The 24078-nt window shown below is 66.9% G+C and carries 19 protein-coding genes and 1 riboswitch; of the genes, 9 read left to right on the top strand and 10 right to left on the bottom strand.

Going from position 1 to position 24078, the window contains the following annotated elements:
- The first annotated feature begins 51 nt into the window (after window positions 1-51).
- Both ACUVWL_RS01920 and ACUVWL_RS01925 read left to right on the top strand, forming a co-directional pair.
- Window positions 52-1419 carry an amino acid permease gene (locus ACUVWL_RS01920; RefSeq protein ID WP_126411255.1) on the top strand — a complete coding sequence of 456 codons (1368 nt, stop codon included), beginning with the start codon at window positions 52-54 and terminating at the stop codon, window positions 1417-1419.
- A gap of 138 nt (window positions 1420-1557) precedes the next feature.
- Window positions 1558-1968 (top strand): VOC family protein, encoded by a 411-nt coding sequence (locus ACUVWL_RS01925; RefSeq protein WP_005418291.1) that lies wholly within the window; start codon window positions 1558-1560, stop codon window positions 1966-1968.
- A gap of 91 nt (window positions 1969-2059) precedes the next feature.
- On the opposite strand, the gene gcvP is transcribed toward ACUVWL_RS01925, so the two are convergent.
- The gene (gene gcvP / locus ACUVWL_RS01930; protein ID WP_032960028.1) at window positions 2060-4927 is read right to left on the bottom strand and encodes an aminomethyl-transferring glycine dehydrogenase; all 2868 of its coding nucleotides are present in this window, start codon (window positions 4925-4927) and stop codon (window positions 2060-2062) included.
- Between the two features lie 62 nt (window positions 4928-4989).
- Window positions 4990-5092, bottom strand: a riboswitch (glycine riboswitch).
- Between the two features lie 299 nt (window positions 5093-5391).
- Here gcvP and ACUVWL_RS01935 point away from each other — a divergent pair.
- From ACUVWL_RS01935 to ACUVWL_RS01945, 3 genes are all read left to right on the top strand, one after another.
- Window positions 5392-6618 (top strand): multidrug effflux MFS transporter, encoded by a 1227-nt coding sequence (locus ACUVWL_RS01935; protein ID WP_032960036.1) that lies wholly within the window; start codon window positions 5392-5394, stop codon window positions 6616-6618.
- Window positions 6619-6758: 140 nt separating this feature from the next.
- Window positions 6759-7652 carry a siderophore-interacting protein gene (locus tag ACUVWL_RS01940; protein ID WP_241887766.1) on the top strand — a complete coding sequence of 298 codons (894 nt, stop codon included), beginning with the start codon at window positions 6759-6761 and terminating at the stop codon, window positions 7650-7652.
- Window positions 7653-7735: 83 nt separating this feature from the next.
- A complete protein-coding gene (locus tag ACUVWL_RS01945; RefSeq protein ID WP_014648016.1) occupies window positions 7736-8128 on the top strand; it encodes a hypothetical protein in 393 nt (130 codons plus the stop codon).
- A 119-nt stretch (window positions 8129-8247) separates the two neighbouring features.
- Here the strand turns inward: ACUVWL_RS01945 and ACUVWL_RS01950 are convergent, their stop codons facing one another.
- From ACUVWL_RS01950 to ACUVWL_RS01965, 4 genes are all read right to left on the bottom strand, one after another.
- A complete protein-coding gene (locus ACUVWL_RS01950) occupies window positions 8248-10212 on the bottom strand; it encodes a M2 family metallopeptidase (protein ID WP_032960031.1) in 1965 nt (654 codons plus the stop codon).
- A gap of 591 nt (window positions 10213-10803) precedes the next feature.
- Window positions 10804-12453 carry a phosphoethanolamine transferase gene (locus ACUVWL_RS01955; RefSeq protein ID WP_014648014.1) on the bottom strand — a complete coding sequence of 550 codons (1650 nt, stop codon included), beginning with the start codon at window positions 12451-12453 and terminating at the stop codon, window positions 10804-10806.
- Window positions 12450-13217: a phosphatase PAP2 family protein gene (locus ACUVWL_RS01960; RefSeq protein ID WP_041863683.1), complete on the bottom strand. Its 768-nt coding sequence runs from the start codon at window positions 13215-13217 to the stop codon at window positions 12450-12452. The genes ACUVWL_RS01955 and ACUVWL_RS01960 overlap by 4 nt, the downstream gene beginning before the upstream one ends.
- Window positions 13218-13328: 111 nt before the next feature.
- On the bottom strand, window positions 13329-15032 hold the full coding sequence (locus ACUVWL_RS01965; RefSeq protein ID WP_050483544.1) for an ArnT family glycosyltransferase: 1704 nt from the start codon (window positions 15030-15032) through the stop codon (window positions 13329-13331).
- A 131-nt stretch (window positions 15033-15163) separates the two neighbouring features.
- Between ACUVWL_RS01965 and ACUVWL_RS01970 the strand changes: the two genes are divergently transcribed.
- Window positions 15164-15877: a response regulator transcription factor gene (locus ACUVWL_RS01970; RefSeq protein ID WP_014648011.1), complete on the top strand. Its 714-nt coding sequence runs from the start codon at window positions 15164-15166 to the stop codon at window positions 15875-15877.
- Window positions 15864-17150 (top strand): sensor histidine kinase, encoded by a 1287-nt coding sequence (locus tag ACUVWL_RS01975; protein ID WP_014648010.1) that lies wholly within the window; start codon window positions 15864-15866, stop codon window positions 17148-17150. The genes ACUVWL_RS01970 and ACUVWL_RS01975 overlap by 14 nt, the downstream gene beginning before the upstream one ends.
- 86 nt (window positions 17151-17236) lie before the next feature.
- On the opposite strand, the gene ACUVWL_RS01980 is transcribed toward ACUVWL_RS01975, so the two are convergent.
- Window positions 17237-17626: a VOC family protein gene (locus tag ACUVWL_RS01980; RefSeq protein WP_014648009.1), complete on the bottom strand. Its 390-nt coding sequence runs from the start codon at window positions 17624-17626 to the stop codon at window positions 17237-17239.
- Window positions 17627-17784: 158 nt separating this feature from the next.
- On the opposite strand from ACUVWL_RS01980, the gene ACUVWL_RS01985 reads away from it, so the two are divergent.
- Window positions 17785-19035 (top strand): DUF819 family protein, encoded by a 1251-nt coding sequence (locus ACUVWL_RS01985; RefSeq protein WP_053496043.1) that lies wholly within the window; start codon window positions 17785-17787, stop codon window positions 19033-19035.
- 117 nt (window positions 19036-19152) lie between these two features.
- Here the strand turns inward: ACUVWL_RS01985 and ACUVWL_RS01990 are convergent, their stop codons facing one another.
- Window positions 19153-19377: a YbdD/YjiX family protein gene (locus tag ACUVWL_RS01990; RefSeq protein WP_032958992.1), complete on the bottom strand. Its 225-nt coding sequence runs from the start codon at window positions 19375-19377 to the stop codon at window positions 19153-19155.
- Window positions 19377-21458 carry a carbon starvation CstA family protein gene (locus ACUVWL_RS01995; protein WP_014648006.1) on the bottom strand — a complete coding sequence of 694 codons (2082 nt, stop codon included), beginning with the start codon at window positions 21456-21458 and terminating at the stop codon, window positions 19377-19379. The genes ACUVWL_RS01990 and ACUVWL_RS01995 overlap by 1 nt, the downstream gene beginning before the upstream one ends.
- A gap of 215 nt (window positions 21459-21673) precedes the next feature.
- Here ACUVWL_RS01995 and ACUVWL_RS02000 point away from each other — a divergent pair, with 215 nt between their 5' ends.
- Entirely contained in the window at window positions 21674-22525 is an 852-nt protein-coding gene (locus ACUVWL_RS02000; protein WP_014648005.1) for a pirin family protein, read from the top strand.
- Window positions 22526-22653: 128 nt separating this feature from the next.
- On the opposite strand, the gene ACUVWL_RS02005 is transcribed toward ACUVWL_RS02000, so the two are convergent.
- Together ACUVWL_RS02005 and aqpZ are read right to left on the bottom strand one after the other, a co-directional pair.
- Complete coding sequence (locus ACUVWL_RS02005; RefSeq protein ID WP_014648004.1) at window positions 22654-23112, bottom strand: hypothetical protein; 459 nt, start codon at window positions 23110-23112, stop codon at window positions 22654-22656.
- 197 nt (window positions 23113-23309) lie between these two features.
- Window positions 23310-24029 carry an aquaporin Z gene (gene aqpZ / locus ACUVWL_RS02010; protein ID WP_049441926.1) on the bottom strand — a complete coding sequence of 240 codons (720 nt, stop codon included), beginning with the start codon at window positions 24027-24029 and terminating at the stop codon, window positions 23310-23312.
- Window positions 24030-24078 lie beyond the last annotated feature (49 nt).

The raw sequence follows: 24078 nt of genomic DNA on the forward strand, positions 1-24078 counted from the left end.
GCACGGGACAGGGTAAGGTGTCGCCCCTGTAGCCCGCCGCCAGCCCCGCCGATGCCCAACTCGATTCCGACCGCTTCGCCGTCCCGCCTCGGACATTCGCTCAAGCCCCGCCAGCTGATCATGATGGGCCTGGGCAGCGCCATCGGCGCCGGGCTGTTCCTCGGCTCGGGCGTGGGTGTGCAGGCGGCCGGTCCGGCGGTCCTGGTGTCGTATCTGGTCGCCGGAGCGCTGGTGATCATCGTGATGAACGCTCTGGGCGAGATGGCGGCGGCCAAACCGACCAGCGGCGCGTTCTCGGTGTATGCAGCCGACGCCATGGGCGCTACCGCCGGTGCCACCGTGGGCTGGCTGTGGTGGGTGCAGCTGGTGATCGTGATCGCCGCCGAAGCAGTGGGTGCGGCCGGGCTGCTGGCCACGGTCTGGCCGGCGATACCGGTACCGATGGCGGCGTTGGCGTTCATGCTGTTCTTCACCGCGATCAACCTGCTCGGAGTGAAGAGCTTCGGCGAGTTCGAATTCTGGTTCGCCATCCTCAAGGTCGCGGCGATCCTGGCCTTCATCGCCATTGGCGTGGCGCTGCTGATGGGATGGCTGCCGCAGGTGACCTCCCCGGGCCTGAGCAACTTCACCGAACACGGTGGTTTTGCGCCGAAGGGCCTGGCCGGGATCGGCGCGGCGCTGCTGGTGGTGGTGTTCGCCTTCGGCGGCACCGAGATCGTGGCCGTGGCGGCGGCCGAAACCGAAGACCCCGAGCGCAGCATTGCCCGTGCCATCCGCACCGTGGCCTGGCGCATCCTGGTGTTCTACATCGGCTCGCTGAGCGTGATCATCGCCGTGGTGCCGTGGACCAGCGAGGCGCTGAAGTCGCCGTTCGCCGCCGTGCTGGACATCGCCCGCATCCCGGGCGCTGGTACCGCCATCACGCTGATCGCCGTGATCGCGCTGCTGTCGGCGCTCAATGCCAACCTCTACGGCGCCTCGCGCATGATGTATTCGCTGGCGCAGCGTCGCGAAGCGCCGGCCGTGCTTGGCTGGACCGACCCGCGCCAGGTGCCGGTGATCGCCGTGCTGGCCAGCGTGCTGTTCGGCTTTGCCGCCACGGTAATGGAACTGCTGTTCCCGGACCGGGTGCTGCCGGTGCTGCTGAACATCGTCGGTTCCACCTGCCTGCTGGTGTGGACGCTGTCGCTGGTCTCGCAGCTGGTGCTGCGTCGTCGCGCGGATCGTCTGGGTACCCGACTGCCGTTCCGCATGGCCGGTTTCCCGTGGCTGACCTGCTGTGCACTGGCGATCCTTGCGCTGATCTTCGGCCTGCTGCTGAGTGAGTCGCACACCCGCCTGCAGTTCCTGTCGATGGTGGCGTTGACCGCCACGATCGCCGCCAGCAGTGCCATCGCGCGGCGCATGCGCCAGGCGTGATTCTGTAGAGCCGACCCTGCGGTCGGCTGCTGTTTGCGCGATCGCCAGCCGAGCATGGGCTCGGCTCTACAACAGGCACACACTCCGCGTGGCACTGTGCAGGCAGGCCGTCATCGGCCCGTCGACCAGGAGTACCGCATGCTGCGCAGCCGTCCCTTCCTGATGTTCACCGGCCAGGCCGAGGCCGCGCTGGCCCTGTACGCCGAAGCCTTTGCCGATTTCCGGCTGCTGGCCCTGCAACGCCATCCCGAGGGGGCCGGCGCCGGCGTGCCGGGGCAGGTCCGCCAGGCCATCTTCCTGCTCGGTGGCACCCACTACCTGTGCTTCGACAGCCTGGACGTGCACGATTTCACCTTCTCGCCGTCGATCTCGCTGTTCGTCGAGTGTTCCGGTGCCGAGCAGTTCGAGCGCGCGGCACGCGTGCTGGGTGAGGGCGGCCATTGGTTGATGCCGGTGGGCGACTATGACTTCAGCAATCGCTACGGCTGGGTGCAGGACCGCTTTGGCGTGTCGTGGCAGTTGAGCCTGGGGCAGATGCCGGACCCGTGATCGGATGCTTGTGGGTGTGGGCCTTGGTCCACACGCCCCATGAAAACGGCCCGCTTGCGCGGGCCGTTTTCTTTACCGATGCAGTGAGGAATCACGCCTCGACTTCATCATCCTTGTAGGCATCGACCGGGATGCAGGCGCACATCACGTTCTTGTCGCCGTACACGTTGTCGACACGCGCCACCGGCGGCCAGTATTTGCTCTGCTTCAGGCTGGCCAGCGGGAAGGCGGCCAGTTCACGCGGGTAGGCGTGGGTCCACTCGCTGGCGGTCACTGCGGTGGCAGTGTGCGGCGCGTTCTTCAGCGGGTTGTCCTCGCGGTCGAGGCGGCCGTCTTCGATCGCGGTGATCTCCTCGCGGATCTGGATCATCGCGTTGATGAAGCGATCCAGTTCGTGCAGCGATTCGCTCTCGGTCGGCTCCACCATCAGCGTGCCGGCCACCGGGAAGCTCAGGGTCGGGGCATGGAAGCCGAAGTCGATCAGGCGCTTGGCCACGTCCTCGGCACCGATGCCGCTGGTCTTCTCCAGCGGGCGCACGTCCAGGATGCACTCGTGCGCCACCAGGCCGTTGCGGCCGGTGTACAGGGTCTTGAAGTGCGGGGCCAGGCGCTTGGCGATGTAGTTGGCGTTGAGCTGCGCGACCTGGGTGGCCTTGCGCAGGCCGTCGCGGCCCATCATCGCGATGTACATCCAGCTGATCGGCAGGATCGAGGCGCTGCCGAAGCTGGCCGCGCTGACCATGCCGACCGGGCCGTTGTCACCCAGCTTGCCCGGCAGGAACGGGGCCAGGTGCTCCTTGACCGCGCACGGGCCGACGCCCGGGCCGCCACCGCCGTGCGGGATGCAGAAGGTCTTGTGCAGATTCAGGTGCGAAACGTCCGACCCCCACTTGCCCGGCTTGGCCACGCCGACCAGGGCATTCATGTTGGCACCGTCGGTGTACACCTGGCCGCCGTGCTTGTGGATGATCTCGCAGATCTCCACCACCTCTTCCTCGAACACGCCGTGCGTGGACGGGTAGGTCATCATGATCGCAGCCAGGCGGTCGCTGTACTTCTCGGCGTTGAGGCGGATGTCCTCGACGTCGACGTTGCCGTTGGCATCGGTCTTGGTCACCACCACCTTCATGCCGCACATCTGCGCCGAGGCCGGGTTGGTGCCGTGCGCCGAATCCGGGATCAGGCAGATGTCGCGGTGGCCTTCGCCGCGCGAGCGGTGGTAGGCGCGGATCGCCAGCAGGCCGGCGTACTCGCCCTGCGCGCCGGAGTTCGGCTGCAGGCTGACCGCGTCATAGCCGGTGCATTCCACCAGCATCGCTTCCAGCGTGTCGATGAGTTCCTTGTAGCCCAGCGCCTGGTCGGCCGGCACCAGCGGGTGGATCTGCGAGAACTCCGGCCAGGTCACCGGGATCATCTCGGCGGTGGCGTTGAGCTTCATGGTGCACGAGCCCAGCGGGATCATCGTGCGGTCCATCGCCAGGTCCTTGTCGGCCAGCGAGCGCAGGTAGCGCAGCAGTTCGTGCTCGCTGTGGTGGGTGTTGAACACCGGATGGGTCAGGAACGCGGACTGGCGCAGCAGGCCGGCCGGCAGCGCATCGGCGGTGCTGGCATCCAGCGCGTCGACGTCGGCCTGCGCACCGAACACGGCGGCCAGTGCGACCACGTCGGCGCGGGTGGCGGTCTCGTCCAGGCTGATGCCGACCGAGTCGCTGTCGATCGCACGCAGGTTGTAACCGGCGGCGCGGGCCTTGGCGTGAATCTCATCGGCGTGCACGCCGGTGACATGCAGGGTGTCGAAGAAGTCGCCACCGACCTGCACGCCGGCCTCGCGCAGCGCGGCGGCCAGGATCGAGGCCAGGCGGTGGGTGCGCCGGGCGATGCGGGTCAGGCCTTCCGGGCCGTGGTACACGGCATACATCGAGGCCATCACCGCCAGCAGCACCTGTGCGGTACAGATGTTGGAGGTGGCCTTCTCGCGGCGGATGTGCTGCTCGCGGGTCTGCAGGGTCAGGCGGTAGGCCGGGTTGCCCTGGGCATCGACCGAGACGCCGATCAGGCGGCCCGGCATCGAGCGCTTGTAGGCGTCGCGGCAGGCCATGAATGCGGCGTGCGGGCCGCCGAAGCCGAACGGCACGCCGAAACGCTGGCTGTTGCCGACCACGATGTCCGCACCCCATTCGCCCGGGGCGGCCAGCAGGGTCAGCGCCAGCAGGTCGGTGGCCACGGCCACCAGGCCGCCGCGCGCGTGCACGGCCTCGACCAGCGCCTTGTAGTCGCCGATCTGGCCGAAGGTGTCCGGGTACTGCAGCAGCAGGCCGAAGGCTTCTGCTTCCAGTGCCTCGGCCGGGGTGCCGACGCGCAGCACGATGCCCATGGGCTCGGCGCGGGTACGCAGCAGTTCCAGGGTCTGCGGGTGCACGGCGTCGTGCACGAAGAAGGTGTCCGACTTCGACTTGGCCGAACGCTTGGCCAGGGTCATCGCTTCAGCTGCGGCGGTGGCTTCGTCCAGCAGCGAGGCGTTGGCGATTTCCATGCCGGTGAGGTCGGCGCACAGGGTCTGGAAGTTGATCAGCGCTTCCATGCGGCCCTGCGAGATCTCGGCCTGGTACGGGGTGTAGGCGGTGTACCAGGCCGGGTTTTCCAGGATGTTGCGCAGGATCACGTTCGGCGTGTGGGTACCGTAGTAGCCCTGGCCGATGAAGCTGCGCAGCACGGTGTTCTTGTCGGCGATCGCACGGATCTTCGCCAGTGCCTGCACTTCGGTCATCGATTCCGGCAGTGCCAGCGGCGCCGGCGACTTGATCTTGGCCGGTACGATGGCATCGGTCATCGCATCCAGCGACGCGTGGCCGACGACGTCGAGCATCTGCGCGATCTCGGCATCGTTGGGGCCGATGTGGCGCTCGACGAACGCATTGTGGTGCTCGAGCTCACGCAGGGAAGGGGTGTTCTGGGACATGGCGAAGGATCCGTCAGGAAAGGGCACACGCACGGGCACAAGCCGCCGGTCGGCGGTCTGCGGGGCGCCCCTCTGTCCTTTTGCCTGAGAGTTTGGAAGCGCGGAAAACCGCGGCTTCGTGCCCCTTCGGCGCCGGATCGAACCGGTCTCTCCAGAGTTGTGTTACGGGTGGTATCGGGCCTGAGCGATTACGGGCGTTGCGCCTTCGGCAGCGGTGTTCCGCTTCTCCCACCGTGTTGCCCGCCGATTATAGCCCGTTGCGGGCGCGCCAGCCGCCTGCGGGCCCGGCCGCGGCGCCTGAATGGCCGATGGCCCGCCCGTGCGTTTTGTGCACTGCTGCATGGCATCAGGCGCAATCCCCACCTATGATGGGCGGATACCCGAATTCATCTGGCGCCGTCCCTGCTGCAGGGGACTGGCGCCCGCCGTGCGTGCCGCGCATGGCCCTGCCGGACGCCTTCTCCATGACCGCCGCTGTTGCTCCTTCCACCCGCCGCATGGCCCTGCTGCTCGCCGGCCTGGCCATGTTCGGTCCGTTCTCGATCGACACCATCTTCCCAGCGTTCCCGCAGCTGGCCCAGCGCCTGGCGGTGGACGAGGTGGCGGTGCAGCAGACCATCAGCGTGTACCTGCTGTTCTACGGCCTGATGAGCCTGGCACACGGCCCGCTGTCCGATGCCTGGGGCCGCAAGCGGGTGATCCTCGGCGGCCTGGTGGTGTTCGTCGGCGCCTCGGTCGGCTGTGCGCTGTCCACCGATCTGACCACGCTGCTGGGGTTCCGCGCCCTGCAGGGCCTGTCCGCAGGCGTCGGCATGATCGTCGGCCGCGCGGTGATCCGCGACCTGTACCACGGTCACGACGCGCAGCGGCTGATGAGCCAGGTGTCGATGCTGTTCGGCATCGCCCCGGCGATCGCGCCGATCATCGGTGGCTGGATCCTGCTCAGCGGTGCTGGCTGGCCGCTGATCTTCTGGTTCCTGGTGGTGTTCGCACTGGTTCTGCTGGCGGCCACCGCCCGCTACCTGCCGGAGACCCATCCGCTCGAAGCGCGCGTTCCGTTGTCGCCGCGGGTGCTGATGCGTGATTACGTGCGCATCGGTTTCAATCCGCGCTTCCTGCGCCTGGCGCTGGCCGGCAGCATCGGTTTCGGTGGCATCTTCCTGTACATCTCCTCGGCACCGGTGTTCGTGATGCAGCACCTGCACCTGGGCGAGGGCGGTTTCGCCTGGCTGTTCATCCCCACCATCGGCGGCATGACCACCGGCTCGTTCCTGTCCGGGCGCATGGCCGGGCACACCACGCCCACCCGCCAGGTATCCATTGGTTTCGGCCTGTGCGCGCTGTCGGTGCTGCTGAACGTCGGCTACGTGGCGCTGGCGCCGCAGTTCGTGCTGCCGTGGGCGGTGCTGCCGATCTTCCTGGGTGGCATGGGCATGGCGCTGATCTTCCCGATCCTGGCGCTGGCGGTGCTGGACATGTACCCGCACCAGCGCGGCCTGGCCTCGTCGCTGCAGGCCTTCGTGCAGCTGATGATCAGCACCGTGGTGGCCGGCGTGGTGTCGCCGCTGCTCAGCGCCAGCCCGCTGCACCTGGCGTTGGGCCAGGCTGGGTTCTTCGGCGCCGGCTTCGTGTTCTGGTACTGGGAACACCGGCGCGAACGCGCGGCGCAGGCAGCCTGCACGGGTCACTGAGCAGCGCGCAGGGGTAGGGCAGGCTACGACGCCCGCAACGCTTGCGACGGGAAACCGCCGGACTAGGCTGGGCACTCCAGCCAGCCGGTGCACAGGTGCACGACAGCCAGCCGATCCACTGTCGTTGCATGAGGTTCCCCATGGCTGCGCAGCAGACCTACCGCCTGTTCGAGGTGGCGCTGAAGGAGCGCCGCGTTCTTTCCCCTTCCCTGGACCGCATGGTGTTCACCGGTGCCGAAGTGGCGCGGATGACGACCGGAGGGCCCGACCAGCGCATCAAGGTGTTCTTCCCCTTGCCCGGCCAGGAGGTGCCGCAGGTCCCCAGCGGCGAGGACTGGTACCCACGCTATCGGGCCCTGCCGGACGATCAGCGCCCGCCGATGCGCACCTACACCCTCCGCCAGCTGCGTGCAGAGCAGGGCGAGGTCGATGTTGATTTCGTGCTGCATGGCGAGACCGGGCCGGCCTCGCGATGGGCCATCCATGCACGGCCGGGCGACCGCGTGGTGCTGCTGGCCCCGGATGCCGACTGCGCCGACAGCAGCGAGGGCTGGGAATGGAAGCCGCCGGCCGGCGTTGGCCAGGTGCTGCTGGTGGCTGACGAGACCGCGCTGCCGGCAGTGGCCGGCATTCTTGAGGAACTGGCGGCCAGGGTGGATCCGCCACGTACGCTGGCCCTGCTGGAAGTGGCGCAGGCCGGTGATGCGGTTCGCCTGAAGGCGCCGGCCACGGCCGAGCTGGTCTGGTTGCCGCGCGGGCGGGCGGCGTACGGGGCGCCCCTGTTGCAGGCGGTGCAGGCGCGCCTGGCCGCCTCGAGCGTGGTCGCTGGCGAAGAACTGGAAGAGATCGACGTTGACGCGCAGATTCTCTGGGAACAGGCCGATGCCAGCGTGGCCGGGCCGCTGTATGCCTGGGTGGCAGGCGAGGCGGGAGCGGTGATGGCGATCCGTCGCCATCTGGTCCGCGAGTGCGGGCTGGACCGCCGCACGATCACCTTCATGGGTTACTGGCGGCACGGCAAGGTGCTGGACTGACCTTGCTGGATCGAGCGCGCGTGAAGCGGTGCTGCGCGTGGGGTGCGCTATCCTTGCGCCCCCTTTCGCAGCGGTACCGCACCATGTCCACCAGCTCCAAGACCCGCCGCGACCAGCGCCGTCGCCAGGAAAAGCAGGCCGCCAACAAGGCCGCTGCCCAGGCCTCGCCGGTGGAGCCACATGCGGAACTGCGCGACGCGCAGCGCACCCTGCTGGCCGGTGTCGTGCGCCGCGATGGCGAATGGGTGCTGGGCATGGACGGCCGTATCGCCGGCCACAGTGACTCCGCCGCGCAGGTACTGGCGCTGATCATGCAGGCCGGTGAACTGCACGAGCGCAACGGCACGCCGGTGCGCCTGATGTACTCCGATGCGCTGCGCGACGCCGCACAGGCCGAAGCGAAGGAAAAGGGCCAGACCTTCGAGGAGTTCAAGGCGGACCTGGCCGCGGCGATGGCGGCGAAGAAGGACAGCTGACAGGCATTCCGGTAGAGCCGGCCGCTGGCCGGCTGCCCGCGGGGTCTTCATCGCGTGGTTGCCGGCCAGCGGCCGGCACTACCAGGAAGGGGCGGATCCTTGCGGACCCGCCCCTTTTTTCATTTTGCCGCCGGGGCCGCGTTGGCCTGCCAGCCGCACATCTGGCCTTCGTTCTGCTGCTTCAGCCACTCGTTGACCGGCGTGAAGTACTCGATCATCGGGCCGGCATCGAGCTTGTCGGTGCCGGTCAGCTCCTTCAGCGTGGCCTGCCACGGCTGGCTGGCACCCTTGCTCAGCATCGCCCAGTATTTCTGGCCGGCTTCCTTGTTGCCGTAGAAGGTGCACTCATGCAGCGGGCCCTTGTAGCCGGCCGCGTCGCACAGGCCCTTGTAGAACTGGAACTGCAGGATGCGCGCCAGGAAGTAGCGGGTGTACGGGGTGTTGCCTGGCACGTGGTACTTCGCGCCCGGATCGAAGAACTCCTCGCCACGGGTACTGGCAGGCGCCACGCCCTGGTACTTGGCCTTCAGGTCCCACCATGCCTTGTTGTAGTTGTCGGCGGTGATCGAACCATCGAACACACCCCAGCGCCAGCGGTCGATCATCAGCCCGAACGGCAGGAACGACACGCCCGACAGCGCCATGCGCATCTGGTTGTTGATGACCGCTTCGCGGCTTTCGGTCGGCGCATCGACCAGGCCGATCGAGCTGAGGTACTTGGGGGTCATCGCCAGCACGATGGTGTCGCCGATCGCTTCATGGAACCCATCGTTGGCACCGCCCTGGAACAGCGGCGGCAGCGGGTTGTAGGCCAGGTCGTAATAGATGTGGCCCAGCTCGTGGTAGATGGTGGTGAAGTTCTCTTCGTTCGGCTTGATGCACATCTTGGTGCGCACGTCGCCTTCCATGTTCATGTCCCAGGCGCTGGCGTGGCAGACCACATCGCGGTCATCGGGCTTGATGAACTGGGTGCGTTCCCAGTACGACTGCGGCAGCGACGGCATGCCCAGCGACACGTAGAAGTCCTGCGCGCGTTCGGTCATCTGCTTGGCGGTGCGCAGTTCGGCCTCGCGCTGCGCCTTGTACTGCGCGGCCACGTTGGCATCCTTGCCGGCCTTGGCCAGCGCCGCGCTCAGGTTGGTCTGGTACTGCTTCTCCAGCGCCGCGGTGATGTCCAGGCTGCCGGCGCCCGGGTACGGTTCCAGCTGGTCCCACAGGTTCGACCAGTCCTGCTGCCACATGTTGCCCAGCAGGTGCGCGGCGATCAGGCCGTTGCCCACTTCGGCCTTGTCCTTGCCGTAGGTCTTGTCCAGCTTGCCGCGTGCGTAGCAGTGCAGCTGCTCGTACATCGGCTTGACCTGTTCCCACAGGCGGTCGGTTTCCGGGCCGATCTGCTCCGGCGGCATGTCATAGCCGCTGCGCCACATCTGGCCGGCATCGGTGAAGCCCATGCCCTTGGCGCCTTCGTTCACCAGGCCGACGAACTTCTGGTAGTCGCCGCGCATGTTCTTGGTGGTGCTGTGCCAGCCCTGCCAGGCGTCGAGCTGCTTGTCATAGTCGCGGCTGCGTGCCAGCACCTGCTCCAGCTCGCCCAGCTGGCGGCAGGAGTTCGGATCGTTGGCATCGGTGCAGTACTTGCCGGCGCCATAGCTGCCTTCCATGCGGGTGGCGATCTGGGTCAGCTCGGCCAGCTTGGCCGGGTCGCGCGGTGCCGGCATCGACGACATCAGCTTCAGCAGGTGGATCGCGCGCTTGCTGTCCTCGCTCATCGGCTTGCCGTCGAACTTCGCAGCCTGTTCGATCCAGCTGTTGAGCTGGGTCAGCGAGCGCTCGTTGGCCTTGGCCGCGATGCGTTCCGAATCACTATTGATGTAGGTGGAGGACAGCCACTGCGCCGAGGTCATCTCCGGGTAGGCGGCCTTGAACTCGGCATTGATGCGGGCCACGAACTGGTCGGCGGTTTCGCCGGCCGGGGCGCTGCTGCTGGCGGTATCGGTGCCTGGGGCAGCTTCCTTCTTGCAGGCGGCCAGGGCCAGCGTGGCGGCGGCGATTGCCGAGGCCAGCAGGAGATGACGGTGTTTCACGGGCGGTCCTTGGGTGGTGAACGACGGCCGAAGGCTAGTGGGCAGCCGCTGCCTCCGCAAGTGGCGGAAGTCGGCCGGGCGGCGCCCGGCACCCGCAGAGGCCTTCAACAAACGGCAAAGCCGAAGCAACAGCAACAGCGGACTATCCGTGGTTTGGCGGGGCGGTGTCGGAGTGCGGGGACGCCGCAAGTACGTCCGTGTAGGCTTGGCAGCCGCATCCATGCGGCTGACACCCCGCACTCCGACACCGCCCCACCTCTGACAGATTCCGTGTGCTGTCGGTAGGTGTCGACCTTGGTCGACACATCTGTCAGATATCGACAATCAAAATGGGGTCGGATCCGTTTTCCTACGGAAAACGGATCCGACCCCATCGGCATGTCCAACAGATCGCGGAAAACTGTCGAAGGCGGGGTGGGTCCGGTGGCGGGAGTGTCCGCGGCATGGATGCCGCGGCCAAGCCCCCAAGGATGGGTTTACGGCGTCTCCCGCAACCGGGCCCACCCCGCCATCCCACGGAATGCACGCTGTTGCTGTTGCTTCGGCCGTTGCCCCGGCAGGTGCAGGGCTGCAAGCCCTGCCGAACACCCCTCAACTCTCGCAGTTGGCGAACACGTCGCGGTCGCGTTCGTACAGCGAGGTCTTCACCTGCATCAGGCCCAGCACCGACGGGAACAGGTTGTCATGGTCGGTATACGCCGCCGAACGCTTGCGCACGCACTGCAGGTCCAGCCCACGGCTGCTGGCGAAGCCTGGCGAGAACCACATCGTCATCGGTACCCGGGTCTGCTCGGCCGGGGCGATGGCGTAGGGCACGCCGTGCAGGAACAGGCCCTTCTCGCCCAGCGACTCGCCGTGGTCGGACAGGTAGATCATCGCCGTGTCGTAATCCTGCATGCCCTGCAGCGTGCCGATGGTCTTTGTCAGGAAGTGATCGGTGTACAGCACGGCATTGTCGTAGCTGTTGGTGATCTCTTCGCGCGAGCAACGGCCAATGTCACGGGTATCGCAGGTCGGGGTGAAACGGCGGAATGCGGGCGGATAGCGCTCGAAGTAGGCCGGACCGTGGTTGCCCAGCTGGTGCAGCACCACCACCCGGTCGCCGGGCCTGGCGCGTACCTGGGTGGCCAGGTCCTGCAGCAGGATCTCGTCCATGCAGCGGCCATCGGCGCACAGGCCCGGCGTGGTGGCATCGGACAGCGACTGGAAGTCCAGGCCTTCGCACACGCCCTTGCAGCCGGACTGGTTGTCACGCCACAACGGTGCGATGCCGGCACGGTTCAATACGTGCAGCAGCGACTGGTGCGCGCGGATCTTCTTCTCGTCGTAGTCATGGCGGCCCCACGGCGAGAACAGGCACGGCAACGAAACCTCGGTGCTGGTGCCGCACGAATGCATGTCCGGGAAATTGATCACGCTGGCCTGCGCCAGTTCCGGGGTGGTGTTGCGGCCACCGTTGAGCCCCCAGTTCTGCGCACGCACGGTCTCGCCCATGACGATCACCAGCAGGCGCGGCTTGCTGGCCGGCGCGCGCGGGGTGGCCTTGGCATCGGTGCCGATCGGCAGCTTCGGCGCGCGCTGCACCGGATTGTCGCCACGCAATGCACGCGGCATGCCCAACAGGACATTGGCCGGTGTCGCGAGATAGCGCACTTCACGCTGGTTGCGCATCAGTGCCGAGACATCCTGGAACGAGATCAACGCGCCGCCGACAGCCGTCACTGCCGCCACCACCAGGAAGCCGACGCGCCAGAGCAGGCTGCGGCCCCAGCTGCGGCGGCGCAGCTGCACGCGCCACAGCACCACCATCGGCAGCACTGCCAGCAGCAGTACCGGCCACAGCAGCGATACCGTCATCAGCTCGCGGCTTTCCTTGGGGTCGGTCGCCAGCACGTTGCGCAGCATGTCCGCATCCAGGTAGATGTGGTAGCGGCTCATGTAGTGTGCGGCGAATGCGGTCACCAGCAGCAGCAGGCTGATCACCACTTTGGCGTTCCAGCGCCAGACCAGGATGCCCAGCAGCACGCCGTGCGCACCCAGCAGCAACAGCAGCAGCGACAGCGCGTAGCGCAGGCTGCCCGGATGGCTGGCCATCGCGCTGTGCCAGAACAGGCCGTTGCCGGCCACCGCGAAGAACAGGCTGGTGAACGCGATCAGTGCTTCGGTGGACAGCTGTGGCCGCCAGTGGCGAAGACCCGCCAGCGCGGAAGGGCGGGCGGGGCGTTGGACCGATGCACTCATGCGTTTGCCTCCTGGCGGTTGGGACGGTCCAGCTGACGGCGGATCAGGATGCCTTTGACGATCAGGTACAGGCCGAGTGACAGCAGCCAACATATCAACGCGGTGGCAACATCATGCGAAAGGAAATGCGCGCCCCGGAGCTGCTGGCTGATGCCGAACACCAGGCCGGTGCCGAGGCCGATCCACAAGCCTGCCCAGCGCCACGACGGGCGCCACAGCAGGGCGAAATAGTACAGGCACAGCCACGCATAGCCTGCGCTGGCGTGGCCGGCAGGGAAGCAGGCCTGTGCGGCCATGCCGGCCGGGCGCTGCGTGAAAAGCCCGATATAGGGCTGATGGCCACCGTAGCGCAGCAGGTCCCAGGGACATTCCATCGGCACCAGGGTCTTCAGCAGGGAGATCACGCCCGTACCCAGCGCCATGGCAATTACGACATAAAGCAGCGCCCATCGCAGGGTGCGATCGCCCCCCTTGCGCCAGTGGTGCACGCACAACAGGATCGCGACCAGCGCCGCCGACGTGCTCAGCCACTTGCCGGCCTTGTGCACCACCGTGCGGGTGACCCAGGCGTCCTGCAACGCCCAGTGGCCACCTTCGAGGCGGAACAGGTGATCGGCCACCCATTGATCACCGCCGAAACCCATCAGCAGCGTAAACACGGGCAGACCGATTGCGACAGGCAGCCAGAAGTGAGTTACGGCGAATCTTGACGCCAGTGGTGATGTCGCAAGCGGCGCTGCCGCATCAATGGGACGAACGGGCATGCTGGGAAGGGGCGGTTCGGGAATCCGCGCTCATGCTCGTCACCTCGATGTCGGAGAAGGGTCGGACGCCCGTTCGCGCCGGGTTAATGAGTCCCCGGCGCGCGTCACCGTTCAGTCTTCTTCGGCGGTCGATCCGGTGCGCTCGGCGTGGCACTTCGGGTCCCAGGCCGTACCGGGAAGCAGTTGCCAACGATTCCTGTTGGCAATGCCGATGTCGATCACCTTCGCCGGGTCCACGCAGGGGCTCATCGCATCGTCCAGCACCAGCACCCAGCGCTTGCCCGGCGCCTCGGCCAGCCACGGGCCGGCGTCATGCCATTGTTCGGCCCAGGGGCGCTTGAAGCCGAACTCGCGCACCGGCCGATCTGCCTGCAGCAGGTTCTGTTCGCGCCAGGCGACCAGTGCCAGCTCCGCGTCCGGGCCGATCCGCGCGCCCACCCGGCGCATCACCGCCGACGCTGATGCGTACGGATCCAGCGCCGGGATCAGCACCAGGCCGTAGAGCATCCACAGCATGCCGTGGGTCAGCAACACCAGCGTTGCGGCACGTCGCACCCGCAGCCACACGATCAACGTGGCCAGGGCAATGGCAAAGGTCAGCAGGCCATCTCCCAGCACCGGCAGCAGCGAATCGGGCATCGCCCGCCGTTCCAGCTGCGCCAGGGCCCACGGATGTTCGGTCATCAGCATCACGCCGAGCACACCGGTGGCCAGCATCAGCACCACGGTGTAGCCGAACAGGTAGCGCCGCACGCAAAGCCGTCGCAGCAGGCCAGGCAACAGCGGGGCCACCGCCAGCGCCATCGCCGGCAGCATTGGCAGCACATAGACCTCGCGCTTGCCGGGGCTGGCACTGAAGAACACCAGCACCAGCAGCGCCCAGCCCAACAGCAGCCATTGCCGGCAGTCACCACGGCGGATGCGGCGCCACCAGGGTTTGAACAGCATCGGCAGCAACAGGCTGCCCGGCAGCCACAAGGTCAGGATCACCTGCAGGTAGTACCAGACCGGCTGGCGGTGGTGCCAGGCGTTGGCGTAGCGGGTGCCGGTCTGCTTGAACAGCAGTTCGTGGGCGTAGGACTGCAGGGACGCGCTGGGCTCATGCAGCAATGCCCAGCCCAGCGGGGCAAGCCACACCGCCACGCCCAGCAGGAAGGCCGGGATCAGCCACAGCAGCGTTGCCGGGTGCGGACCGTCCACGCTGCGCCCGCGGCGGCGCTGGTACAGCCACCAGCCGAACCACGGCAGCACCATCAGCAGCGGCAGGAACCCCACGCCCTTGGTCACCGTGCCGAGGCCAGCGGCGAAACCGGCCAGCCACAGCGCGGGCAGGTTGCGGCGCTCGCACAGGTGGCGCATCAATCCCCACAGGGCCACCGTGGTCATGCCGACCAGCACCATGTCGATCTGCGCGCGCTTGGCCATCAGGCCGAACTGCAGGGTGCAGAACAGCGCCGCGAGGGCGTACAGGGAATGCCGCGGCGACCACAGCCGCCGTGCCAGGTCCGACACCAGCCACAGGCTGAGCAGGGCGCCCAGCAGCGACGGCAGCAGGAACGACCATTGCCAGCTGCCGACCACCTCGTAAGCGGCCGCCTGCAGCCACATGAAGACCGGCGGCTTCTCCGCGTACAGCTCCACGCCCCGGTGCGGCAGCAGCCATTCCCCACTTTCGACCATGGTACGGGCCGCCAGCACGAAGCGCGGCTCGTCCGGCGGCTGCGGCTGGCGCAGGCCGATACCGGCGGCCAACGCGGCGATGATCAGCAGCCATAACAGGGGCAGGCGCCAACGGCGGGGCAGGGCTACGGGCACGGCAGGCTCCGGGAGCAAAACCGCCACTCTGACGTGGCTGGGGTAGGAAAGGCGTCGGAGCGGGCGCAGGGCGACCGCATTCCGACATGGTCGGCGCTACCATGGTACGAACTTCCGTGGATCTTTCGTGCATGCGTCTGTTGGTGATCGAGGACAACCGCCAGCTGGTGGCCAACCTGTTCGACTATTTCGAGTCGCGCGGGCACGTGCTCGACGTGGCCCCGGATGGCATCACCGGCCTGCACCTGGCAGGCAGCCACCCCTACGATGCGGTGATCCTGGACTGGATGCTGCCGCGCATGGAGGGGCCGGAGGTGCTGCGTCGCCTGCGCGCCGAGCACGCGTCGGAGGTGCCGGTGATCATGCTGACCGCGCGCGACGAGCTGCCGGACAAGATCGCCGGCTTCCGCGCCGGTGCCGACGACTACCTGACCAAGCCGTTCGCCCTGCCCGAGCTGGAAGTGCGGCTGGAGGCGCTGCTGCTGCGCGCGCAGGGCCGCAATCCGCGCAAGCGCCTGCAGGTGGGCGACCTGGTGCTGGACCTGGCGACCCTGGAAGCCCAGCGTGGTGGCCAGGTGCTGCACCTGTACCCGGCCTGCCGCAAGCTGCTGGAAGTGCTGATGCGCGCCAGCCCCGGTGCGGTCACCCGCCAGCAGCTGGAGTTCGCCCTGTGGGGCGACGAGCCACCGGATGGCGATCTGCTGCGCTCGCATGTCTACGAGCTGCGCCGCAGCGTCGACGGCCCGTTTGCCGACAAGCTCATCCATACGCTGCCGCGGGTGGGCTATCGGTTGGCGCTGATGGACGCTGCCGACGCAGGCAGGAATGCTGATGAGGGCGCGTAAGCCGGGGCCGCTGTACCGGCGGGTGGTGTGGTGGTTGCTCGGGTACCTGGCACTGCTGTCGATTGCAGTGTTCAGTGTCGGCAACTACGTGCACGAACACGCCGAGCACGCCGCGTGGCGCGCGCTGCTCAATTCCGAACTGGACAGCATCGTCGAGCATGTCGAGCACGAACCTCACTATCGCTGGCAGGACTCGGACACGCTGAGCCTGTACCGCTTTGACGCGGTCAATCTGCCAGAGAGCCTGCGCTCCCTGCATCCGGGGTTGCATGACGGAGTGATGGTCAAGGGCCGCGAGACGGCGGTGATGGTCCGTGAAACACAGTCGATGGGACGGGTGGCGCTGGCGCTGGACATCTCCGATTTCCATGACCTGGAACAGTTCGCCACGCGCTGGGTGATGCTGGCCGGGGTGATCATGATCTTCGTCACCGTGCTGATGGCGTCGTTCGGCATGGAGCGGATGGTGCGTCCGTTGAGCCTGCTGGCACAGCACATTGCCGGGCTGCGGCCGGGCGTGCAGGGCCAGCGTATCGAAGTCGATCCGCGCGGCAGCGCTGAGCTGCATACCATCGCCGGTGCGTTGAACGACTACCTGGACCGCAACGAGCAGTTCGTCGAGCGCGAGCGGGTCTTCATCAGCACCGCCAGCCACGAACTGCGCACGCCGATCGCGGTGATGACCGGTGCTGCCGAGCTCGCGCTGGAGCAACCGGGCCTGCCCGAGCGCGCCCGCCAGCAGATGCAGCGGGTGTTGCGCACAGCGCAGAGCGTGGAGCAGCTGATCGAGCTGCTGCTGGTGCTGGCGCGTGATCCGGCACGCCTGGCCGCGCGTGCCGAGCGCATCGCCCTGGACCAGCTGCTGCCGGAGATCGTCGACGACCATCGCCACCTGCTGGGCGACAAGGACCTGAGCATCGGCATCCAGGCGGCGCCGGTGGATATCGTTGCGCCGATGGCAGTGGTGCAGGCGGCGATCGGCAACCTGCTGCGCAATGCCATCGAGAACAGCGGCCGCGGCCATATCGAGCTGCAGTTGAGTGCGTCGGCGGTGCTGACGCTGCAGGACCCAGGGCATGGCATGAGCCCGGAGGAGATTGCCGCCATCCACGCGCGCATGGCCCGTGGCGGACGCGCCGATCGTGGCGGCGGCATCGGCCTGGACCTGATCGCGCGGTTGTGCGAGCACCTGGGCTGGACCCTGCAGCTGCAGCCCTGCGAGCCGCGCGGAACGCGTGTCACGCTCGATTTCAGTGCCTCGCGCCCGGCCTGATCCGGCCGTCCTGGTAGATGCCAACCTTGGTTGGCATGCGGCCCGTCGACCAAGGTCGACGCCTACCCACGCAATGGCTGTTCGCATTACCGCCCGTTCGGCCGCGCCACGTGCTGGTCGATCAGGATCACGTTGCCGTCGGGATCGGCCAGCTGCAGGTAGCCGGTCCCCTGGCCATCGGGGTCAGTGCGGACTGCCAGTTCGATACCCTTGGCATCCAGTTCCGCCTGCAGTTCACGCACATCCTGGAAGTGGGGCAGTTCCTGCCTGTGCTGGTCCCAGCCGGGGTTGAAGGTCAGCAGGTTGCCCTCGAACATGCCCTGGAACAGCCCGATGACCGTGCCGTTGCTGCGCATTACCAGCCAGTTCTGCGTGGGATCGCCACCGGTGACCGAGAACCCGAGGGCTTCGTGGAACGCACGGGAGGCGGCCAGGTCCTTCACGGACAGGCTGACAGAGAAGGCACCAAGCTGCATGGGCCTGCTCCACAACGGTGATGCCGCAATCGTCGTCAATGCAGGAGAAGGCGACAAGCAGCGCAGCATGACCAGGCGTGAAGACAATGTTAATCTCGACCTGCGCCGCTTCATGCGGCGCTTTTTTTTCTCCGCTCTTTCGATCGACAGAGGATCCCATGCCGACCGAACCCGCTACCGCCCTGATCAGCAACGACATCGTTGGACTGGGCCTGATTGCCGCCACCCTGGCCCTGATCTTCTGGGCCGCCAGTGGTCCGACCCCGTTGTTGAAGAAGATCTTCGCCTGGGTGCCGGCACTGCTGCTGTGCTACTTCATCCCCGCCATCTACAACACCGCCGGTGTCATCGATGGCCACAACACCTCGCTGTACAACCCGGTCGCGCGCGACGTGCTGCTGCCCGCTGCGCTGGTCCTGCTGACACTGTCGATCGACCTGAAAGGCGTCATCAAGCTCGGCCCAAAGCTGCTGATCGTGTTCTGCGCCGGTACCGCCGGCATCATGCTCGGCGCCATCGTCTCGTTCCAGCTGATGAAGCTGATCCATCCGGAAACGGTGGCCGGTGATACCTGGGCCGGCATGGCCGCGCTGGCCGGCAGCTGGATCGGTGGCGGCGCCAACATGGTGGCCATGCGCGAGGTGTTCGGCACCGATGCCACCACCTTTGGCCAGTTCGCGGTGGTCGACGTGGCCTGCGCCAGCCTGTGGATGGCGATCCTGCTGTTTTTGGCCAACCGCGCGCAGCAGATCGATACCCGCAACGGTGCCGACACCCGCGCCATCGACGAGATGAAGGCACGCATCAGCGCCTACGAGGCACAGAACGCGCGCATTCCCAGCATGACCGACCTGATGGTGATCGTTGGCGTGGCATTGGGTGGCGTCGGCCTGGCCCATGCCATCGCCGCGCCGTTGTCGGGCTGGTTCAAGGCCAATGTCAGCTGGGCCAGCCAGTTCAGCCTCGACAGCCAGTTCGTCTGGGTGATCCTGCTGTCCACGGCGATGGGCCTGGGCCTGAGCTTCACCCGTGCGCGCCGGCTGGAAGCCGCAGGCGCTTCGCGGCTGGGCACGGTGTTCCTGTACTTCCTGATCGCCTGCATCGGCATGCAGATGAACCTGCTGTCGCTGCTGGATCGGCCGTGGCTGTTCCTGCTTGGCGCGATCTGGATGGCCACGCACGTGCTGGTGCTGTGGGGGGTAGCCAAGCTGCTGCGCGCGCCGCTGTTCTTCTTCGCGATCGGTTCGCAGGGCAACATCGGCGCGGCCGCCTCGGCCCCCGTGGTGGCCGCAGCCTTCCATCCGACGCTGGCGCCGGTGGGCGTGCTGCTGGGTACGGTGGGCTATGCCACCGGCACCGGGCTGGCGTATGTCACCGGCCTGATCCTGAAGTGGATGGCCGGCGCCTGAGTCCTGGCCGGACGATCCTGTTGCGGGTTCGCGGCGTGCGCCGCGAACCCGCTCTGCCCGTGTAGAGCCGAGCCCGCGCTCGGCTTTCTTTTGCCTGCTGAAAGGCAGGCCTGGCCCTCAGCAGCAGCGCCCGCCGTTGCGCCCGCCGTAACGCGCTTCCTGGCGCTCGCGGAAGAACGTCTTGTAGTCCATCGGCTCCTGGTCCGGGTGCTTATCCAGCATGTGCCGGACGTAATTGTCGTAATCAGGAATGCCACAGCACAGTCGTGCGGTCTGCACCAGGCGCCGCCAGATGCGGCGGTGCGCCTGGTACTGGCCGGCGGGAACCAGTTGCGTGCTCATCACAGATCCACCATTTCATGCGGCTTCAGCGCCACGTACGGGGTCTCGCGGTCGCTGCGCTGCGGGTTGCGGCGTGCCGCCAGGATGGTCTTGATCGAATACACCAGCACCGCGCCGACCACCAGCAGGAACAGCGCGGTCAGGCCGGTGTTGACGTAGGCGTTGACCACGATCTGCTTCATCTGCGCCACCGACTTGGCCGGTGCAGTGATCGTATCGCTGGCGAGCGCGGCCTGGAACTTGTGTGCCTGCGCCAGGAAACCCTGCGCCGGGTTGCTGTCGAAGATCTTGATGAAGCCGGCGTAGGTGGTGCAGATCAGCAGCCACACCGCCGGTACCGCAGTGACCCACGCATAGCGGTCACGCTTCATCTTGAACAGCACCACCGTGCCCAGCATCAGCGCGATGCCAGCCAGCATCTGGTTGGAGATGCCGAACAGCGGCCACAGCGTCTGGATGCCGCCGAACGGATCGACCACGCCGGTGTAGAGCAGGTAGCCCCACAGCGCCACGCAGCCGGCGGTACCGATGATGTTGGCGGTCCACGACTCGGTCTTCTTCAGGGCCGGCACGAAGTTGCCCAGCAGGTCCTGCAGCATGAAGCGCCCGGCGCGGGTACCGGCGTCCACCGCGGTCAGGATGAACAAGGCTTCGAACAGGATCGCGAAGTGGTACCAGAACGCCATCATCGCGTCGCTGCCACTGGGGATCGCTTCGTGCAGGATCTGCGCGATGCCTACCGCCAGCGTCGGTGCACCACCGGCGCGGTGCAGGATGGTCGGTTCACCGATGGCGGCTGCGGTCGCGGTCAACTGCTCGGGGGTAATGGTGAAGCCCCAGGTGTTGGTGATGTAGTGCGCCGCCGAGGCTGCATCGGCACCGATCACGGCGGCCGGGCTGTTCATCGCGAAGTAGATGCCCGGATCGATGATCGAGGCCGCCACCAGCGCCATCACCGCCACGAACGATTCCATCAGCATGCCGCCGTAGCCGATGTAGCGCATGTGCGCTTCATTGGCCAGCAGCTTCGGCGTGGTGCCGGAGGAGATCAGTGCATGGAAACCGGAGACCGCACCGCAGGCGATGGTGATGAACAGGAAGGGGAACATGCCGCCCTTCCACACCGGGCCATCACCGCTGGCGGCGAACTGGGTCAGCGCCGGCATCTTCAGTTCCGGCATCACCACCAGGATGCCGATGGCCAGCGCGATGATGGTGCCGATCTTGAGGAAGGTCGACAGGTAGTCGCGCGGGGCCAGCAGCAGCCACACCGGCAGCACCGAGGCGACGAAGCCGTAGCCGATCAGCATCCAGGTGATCTGGGTGCCGGTGAAGGTGAACGCCGGCCCCCACACCGGGTCGGCGGCGACCTTGCCGCCGTACCAGATCGCGGCCAGCAGCAGGATCAGGCCAACCACCGAAATCTCGCCGATCCTGCCGGGGCGGATGTAGCGCATGTACACGCCCATCAGGATCGCGATGGGCATCGTCGCGATCACCGTGAACATGCCCCACGGGCTTTCGGCCAGCGCCTTGACCACCACCATCGCCAGCACCGCCAGGATGATGATCATGATCAGGAACGCACCGAACAGGGCGATGGTGCCGGGTACCTGGCCCATCTCCTCGCGCACCAGGTCACCCAGCGAGCGGCCGTTGCGACGGCTGGACAGGAACAGCACCATGAAGTCCTGCACTGCGCCGGCCAGCACCACGCCCACCACCAGCCACAGCAGGCCGGGCAGGTAGCCCATCTGCGCGGCCAGCACCGGGCCGACCAGCGGGCCGGCGCCGGCAATGGCGGCGAAGTGGTGGCCGAACAGTACGTGCTTGTTGGTCGGCACGTAGTCTAGGCCATCGTTGTTGATCACCGCCGGGGTGGCCCGGGTCGGATCCAGCTGCATCACCTTGTTGGCGATGAACAGGCTGTAGAAGCGGTAGGCGACCAGGTACAGCGAGACCGCGGCCACCACGATCCACAGTGCGTTGATGTGCTCGCCGCGGCGCAGGGCGACGGTGCCCAGACAGAATGCGCCGAGCAGGGCGAGTGCCGCCCAGCCCAGTTTGGAAAACCCTTTCATGAGGTGCTCTCTCCCGGAAAGACAGTCAAAGAGTCCTGCTTGCCCACGACAGGGTCAATTGGCACAGGACGAATCGGCGGTAGTACTTTGGTCGTACGACGGTGGCGCTGACGTGCAGCCAACATCAGGGATGGAACAATTGGTTGCGGTGCCATCCATTGGCGTACGGCCATGTGGCGTCCATCTTCAGGGGCATCCATCCCACAGGAGTCGCCATGAGCCTTCCCGAACCGGTCCGCGTGCTGCGCACCATCCGTGGCATGCCCACCTCCGACGGTGCCGGCGTGCGCCTGACCCGCGTCATCGGCGGCCCGACGCTGCCGGACCTGGACCCGTTCCTGCTGCTCGATGAATTCGGCACCGACCGGGCCGAGGACTACATCGCCGGCTTCCCGGAACACCCGCACCGCGGTTTCGAGACCGTCACCTACATGCTCGACGGACGCATGCGGCATCGCGACAACCATGGCAACGAAGGCCTGTTGACCCCGGGCAGCGTGCAGTGGATGACCGCTGGCCGCGGCCTGGTGCACTCGGAGATGCCCGAGCAGGAAAGCGGGCAGATGCGTGGATTCCAGCTGTGGGTGAACCTGCCGGCGAAGGAGAAGATGACCGAGCCGAAGTACCAGGAGTTCGCGCCCGAGCGCATTCCCGTGGTGCAGCCGGCAGCCGGCGTGGAAGTGAAGGTGATCGCCGGCTCGGTCGACGGCACCCGCGGCCCGATCGTGCAGCCGGCTACCGAGCCGCTGTATCTCGACATCACGTTGGCGCCCGACCGGGCCTGGACTTACACGCTGCCGGAAGGCCACAACGCCTTTGCCTATGTATTTGAAGGCGGACTGACGGTGGGTGAACAGGACGCCGCCCGTGATGTTGCGCGCCAGGAGCTGGCGGTGCTGGGCGGCGGCGAACAGCTGCATGTTTCGGCTGGCAGCGAAGGCGCGCGGCTGATCCTGGTGGCCGGCCGTCCGTTGCGCGAGCCGGTGATGCGGCACGGCCCGTTCGTGATGAACACGCGGCAGGAACTGATGCAGGCCTTCGTCGATTTCCAGGAAGGCAGGTTCTGAGGTAGTGCCGGCCGCCGGCCGGCACCTGCTTTTGATCAGGACCGAAGGGTTTGCCGGCCGGCGGCCGGCACTACCTGCCGATCGAGGTGCATTGCGGGGATGCTGCCAGGCAGTCATCCCCGTCACCTTCAGCGCCCGGCGGCCACGGCCGACGGGGTCAGGCTCATGCCCTGCGCCAGCTGCTGCAGTGAGCTCAGCTCCTGCGCGCTGTCCGGATACAGCGCAATCTGCGCGTAACGCCCTTTGTCGATCTTGACCACGCTGATGCGCCGTTCGGCGTAACCCGGCGGTTGCTGGCCGCCCAGGTCGGGCTGGTACCAGTACAGCGATTCACCGCCGAAGCTGCCTTTTTCCTGGCGCAGCGAGCGGCTCAGCGGAATGGCGGGGTCACGCGCGCTGAGCATCAGGCTCAGTACTTCGCGGCCATCAGGGGTGCTGGCGCGGCAGACCAGGAAATCGGCCTGCACCTGCTGCTGCCACTGCAGGCCACTGCTGGCTGGCAGCGAAGGACATTCGGACGGCGCCTGCGCGGCGGCCTGGGCCGCAGCGAACAGCAGGCTCGACAAGATGACAGGCACGAACTTCATGCATCCCCCAAGGTGATGAGTTGTTTGGCTCCGCCAGCAGGGCCGGCGGCCGTGGCATCCCATCCCCGGATGCCGCCCCATCCGGCATGTGCACGGACGGTCAACTCAACCTTAACGGAACGTGAGCAATCGCACAATTCGCGGTTGCAGAAGTAACCATTGCGGCCGACGGTCGGCCGCAATGGGAGTCGCGAGGATCAGCGGTCGCTGCCGATCCACTTGTAGATCAGGCCGCCGATCGCGCCGCCCAGCAGGGGAGCGACCCAGAACAGCCACAGCTGGCTGACTGCGCCGCTGCCGGCAAAGAAGGCCACGGCGGTGGAGCGGGCCGGGTTCACCGAGGTGTTGGTGACCGGAATGCTGATCAGGTGGATCAGGGTCAGCGACAGGCCGATCGCCAGCGGGGCGAAACCGGCCGGTGCCTTGCCGTGGGTGGAACCCATGATCACGATCAGGAACACCGCCGTCAGCACCACTTCGCACAGGAAGGCGGCTGCCACGCTGTAGCCGCCGGGCGACAGCGCGCCATAGCCATTGCTGGCGAACGCACCCGCCTGGCTGCCATCGATGGCGAAGCCAGTGGCGCCGGAGGCGATCTGCAGCAGGATGAAGCCGGCCAGCAGGCCGCCGGCAACCTGGGCGATGATGTAGGGCACCAGATCCCTGGTCGGGAAACGACCACCGGCCCACAGCCCGACGCTGACTGCCGGGTTGAAGTGCGCGCCGGAGATATGGCCGAACGCATAGGCGCCGGTCACCACGGTCAGGCCGAAGGCCAGCGCCACGCCGAGGAAACCGATACCCAGCGGATTGCCGTCGCCACCGAACTTGGCGGCCAGCACCGCACTGCCACAGCCACCCAGAACCAGCCAGAACGTGCCGAGGAACTCGGCGGACAAGCGTTTACCCATGCTCATGTGTTGCACTCCTTTGACGGTCGAAAGTGTGATTTATGTCACATTTCAA

The sequence above is a fragment of the Stenotrophomonas muris genome, assembly GCF_052751275.1.

Coding starts and splice junctions, on each gene's coding strand:
- ACUVWL_RS01920 (WP_126411255.1), top strand. CDS start 52: ATGCCCAACTCGATTCCGACCGCTTCGCCGTCCCGCCTCGGACATTCG.
- ACUVWL_RS01925 (WP_005418291.1), top strand. CDS start 1,558: ATGCTGCGCAGCCGTCCCTTCCTGATGTTCACCGGCCAGGCCGAGGCC.
- gcvP (WP_032960028.1), bottom strand. CDS start 4,927: ATGTCCCAGAACACCCCTTCCCTGCGTGAGCTCGAGCACCACAATGCG.
- ACUVWL_RS01935 (WP_032960036.1), top strand. CDS start 5,392: ATGACCGCCGCTGTTGCTCCTTCCACCCGCCGCATGGCCCTGCTGCTC.
- ACUVWL_RS01940 (WP_241887766.1), top strand. CDS start 6,759: ATGGCTGCGCAGCAGACCTACCGCCTGTTCGAGGTGGCGCTGAAGGAG.
- ACUVWL_RS01945 (WP_014648016.1), top strand. CDS start 7,736: ATGTCCACCAGCTCCAAGACCCGCCGCGACCAGCGCCGTCGCCAGGAA.
- ACUVWL_RS01955 (WP_014648014.1), bottom strand. CDS start 12,453: ATGAGTGCATCGGTCCAACGCCCCGCCCGCCCTTCCGCGCTGGCGGGT.
- ACUVWL_RS01960 (WP_041863683.1), bottom strand. CDS start 13,217: ATGCCCGTTCGTCCCATTGATGCGGCAGCGCCGCTTGCGACATCACCA.
- ACUVWL_RS01970 (WP_014648011.1), top strand. CDS start 15,164: ATGCGTCTGTTGGTGATCGAGGACAACCGCCAGCTGGTGGCCAACCTG.
- ACUVWL_RS01975 (WP_014648010.1), top strand. CDS start 15,864: ATGAGGGCGCGTAAGCCGGGGCCGCTGTACCGGCGGGTGGTGTGGTGG.
- ACUVWL_RS01980 (WP_014648009.1), bottom strand. CDS start 17,626: ATGCAGCTTGGTGCCTTCTCTGTCAGCCTGTCCGTGAAGGACCTGGCC.
- ACUVWL_RS01985 (WP_053496043.1), top strand. CDS start 17,785: ATGCCGACCGAACCCGCTACCGCCCTGATCAGCAACGACATCGTTGGA.
- ACUVWL_RS01990 (WP_032958992.1), bottom strand. CDS start 19,377: ATGAGCACGCAACTGGTTCCCGCCGGCCAGTACCAGGCGCACCGCCGC.
- ACUVWL_RS01995 (WP_014648006.1), bottom strand. CDS start 21,458: ATGAAAGGGTTTTCCAAACTGGGCTGGGCGGCACTCGCCCTGCTCGGC.
- ACUVWL_RS02000 (WP_014648005.1), top strand. CDS start 21,674: ATGAGCCTTCCCGAACCGGTCCGCGTGCTGCGCACCATCCGTGGCATG.
- ACUVWL_RS02005 (WP_014648004.1), bottom strand. CDS start 23,112: ATGAAGTTCGTGCCTGTCATCTTGTCGAGCCTGCTGTTCGCTGCGGCC.
- aqpZ (WP_049441926.1), bottom strand. CDS start 24,029: ATGAGCATGGGTAAACGCTTGTCCGCCGAGTTCCTCGGCACGTTCTGG.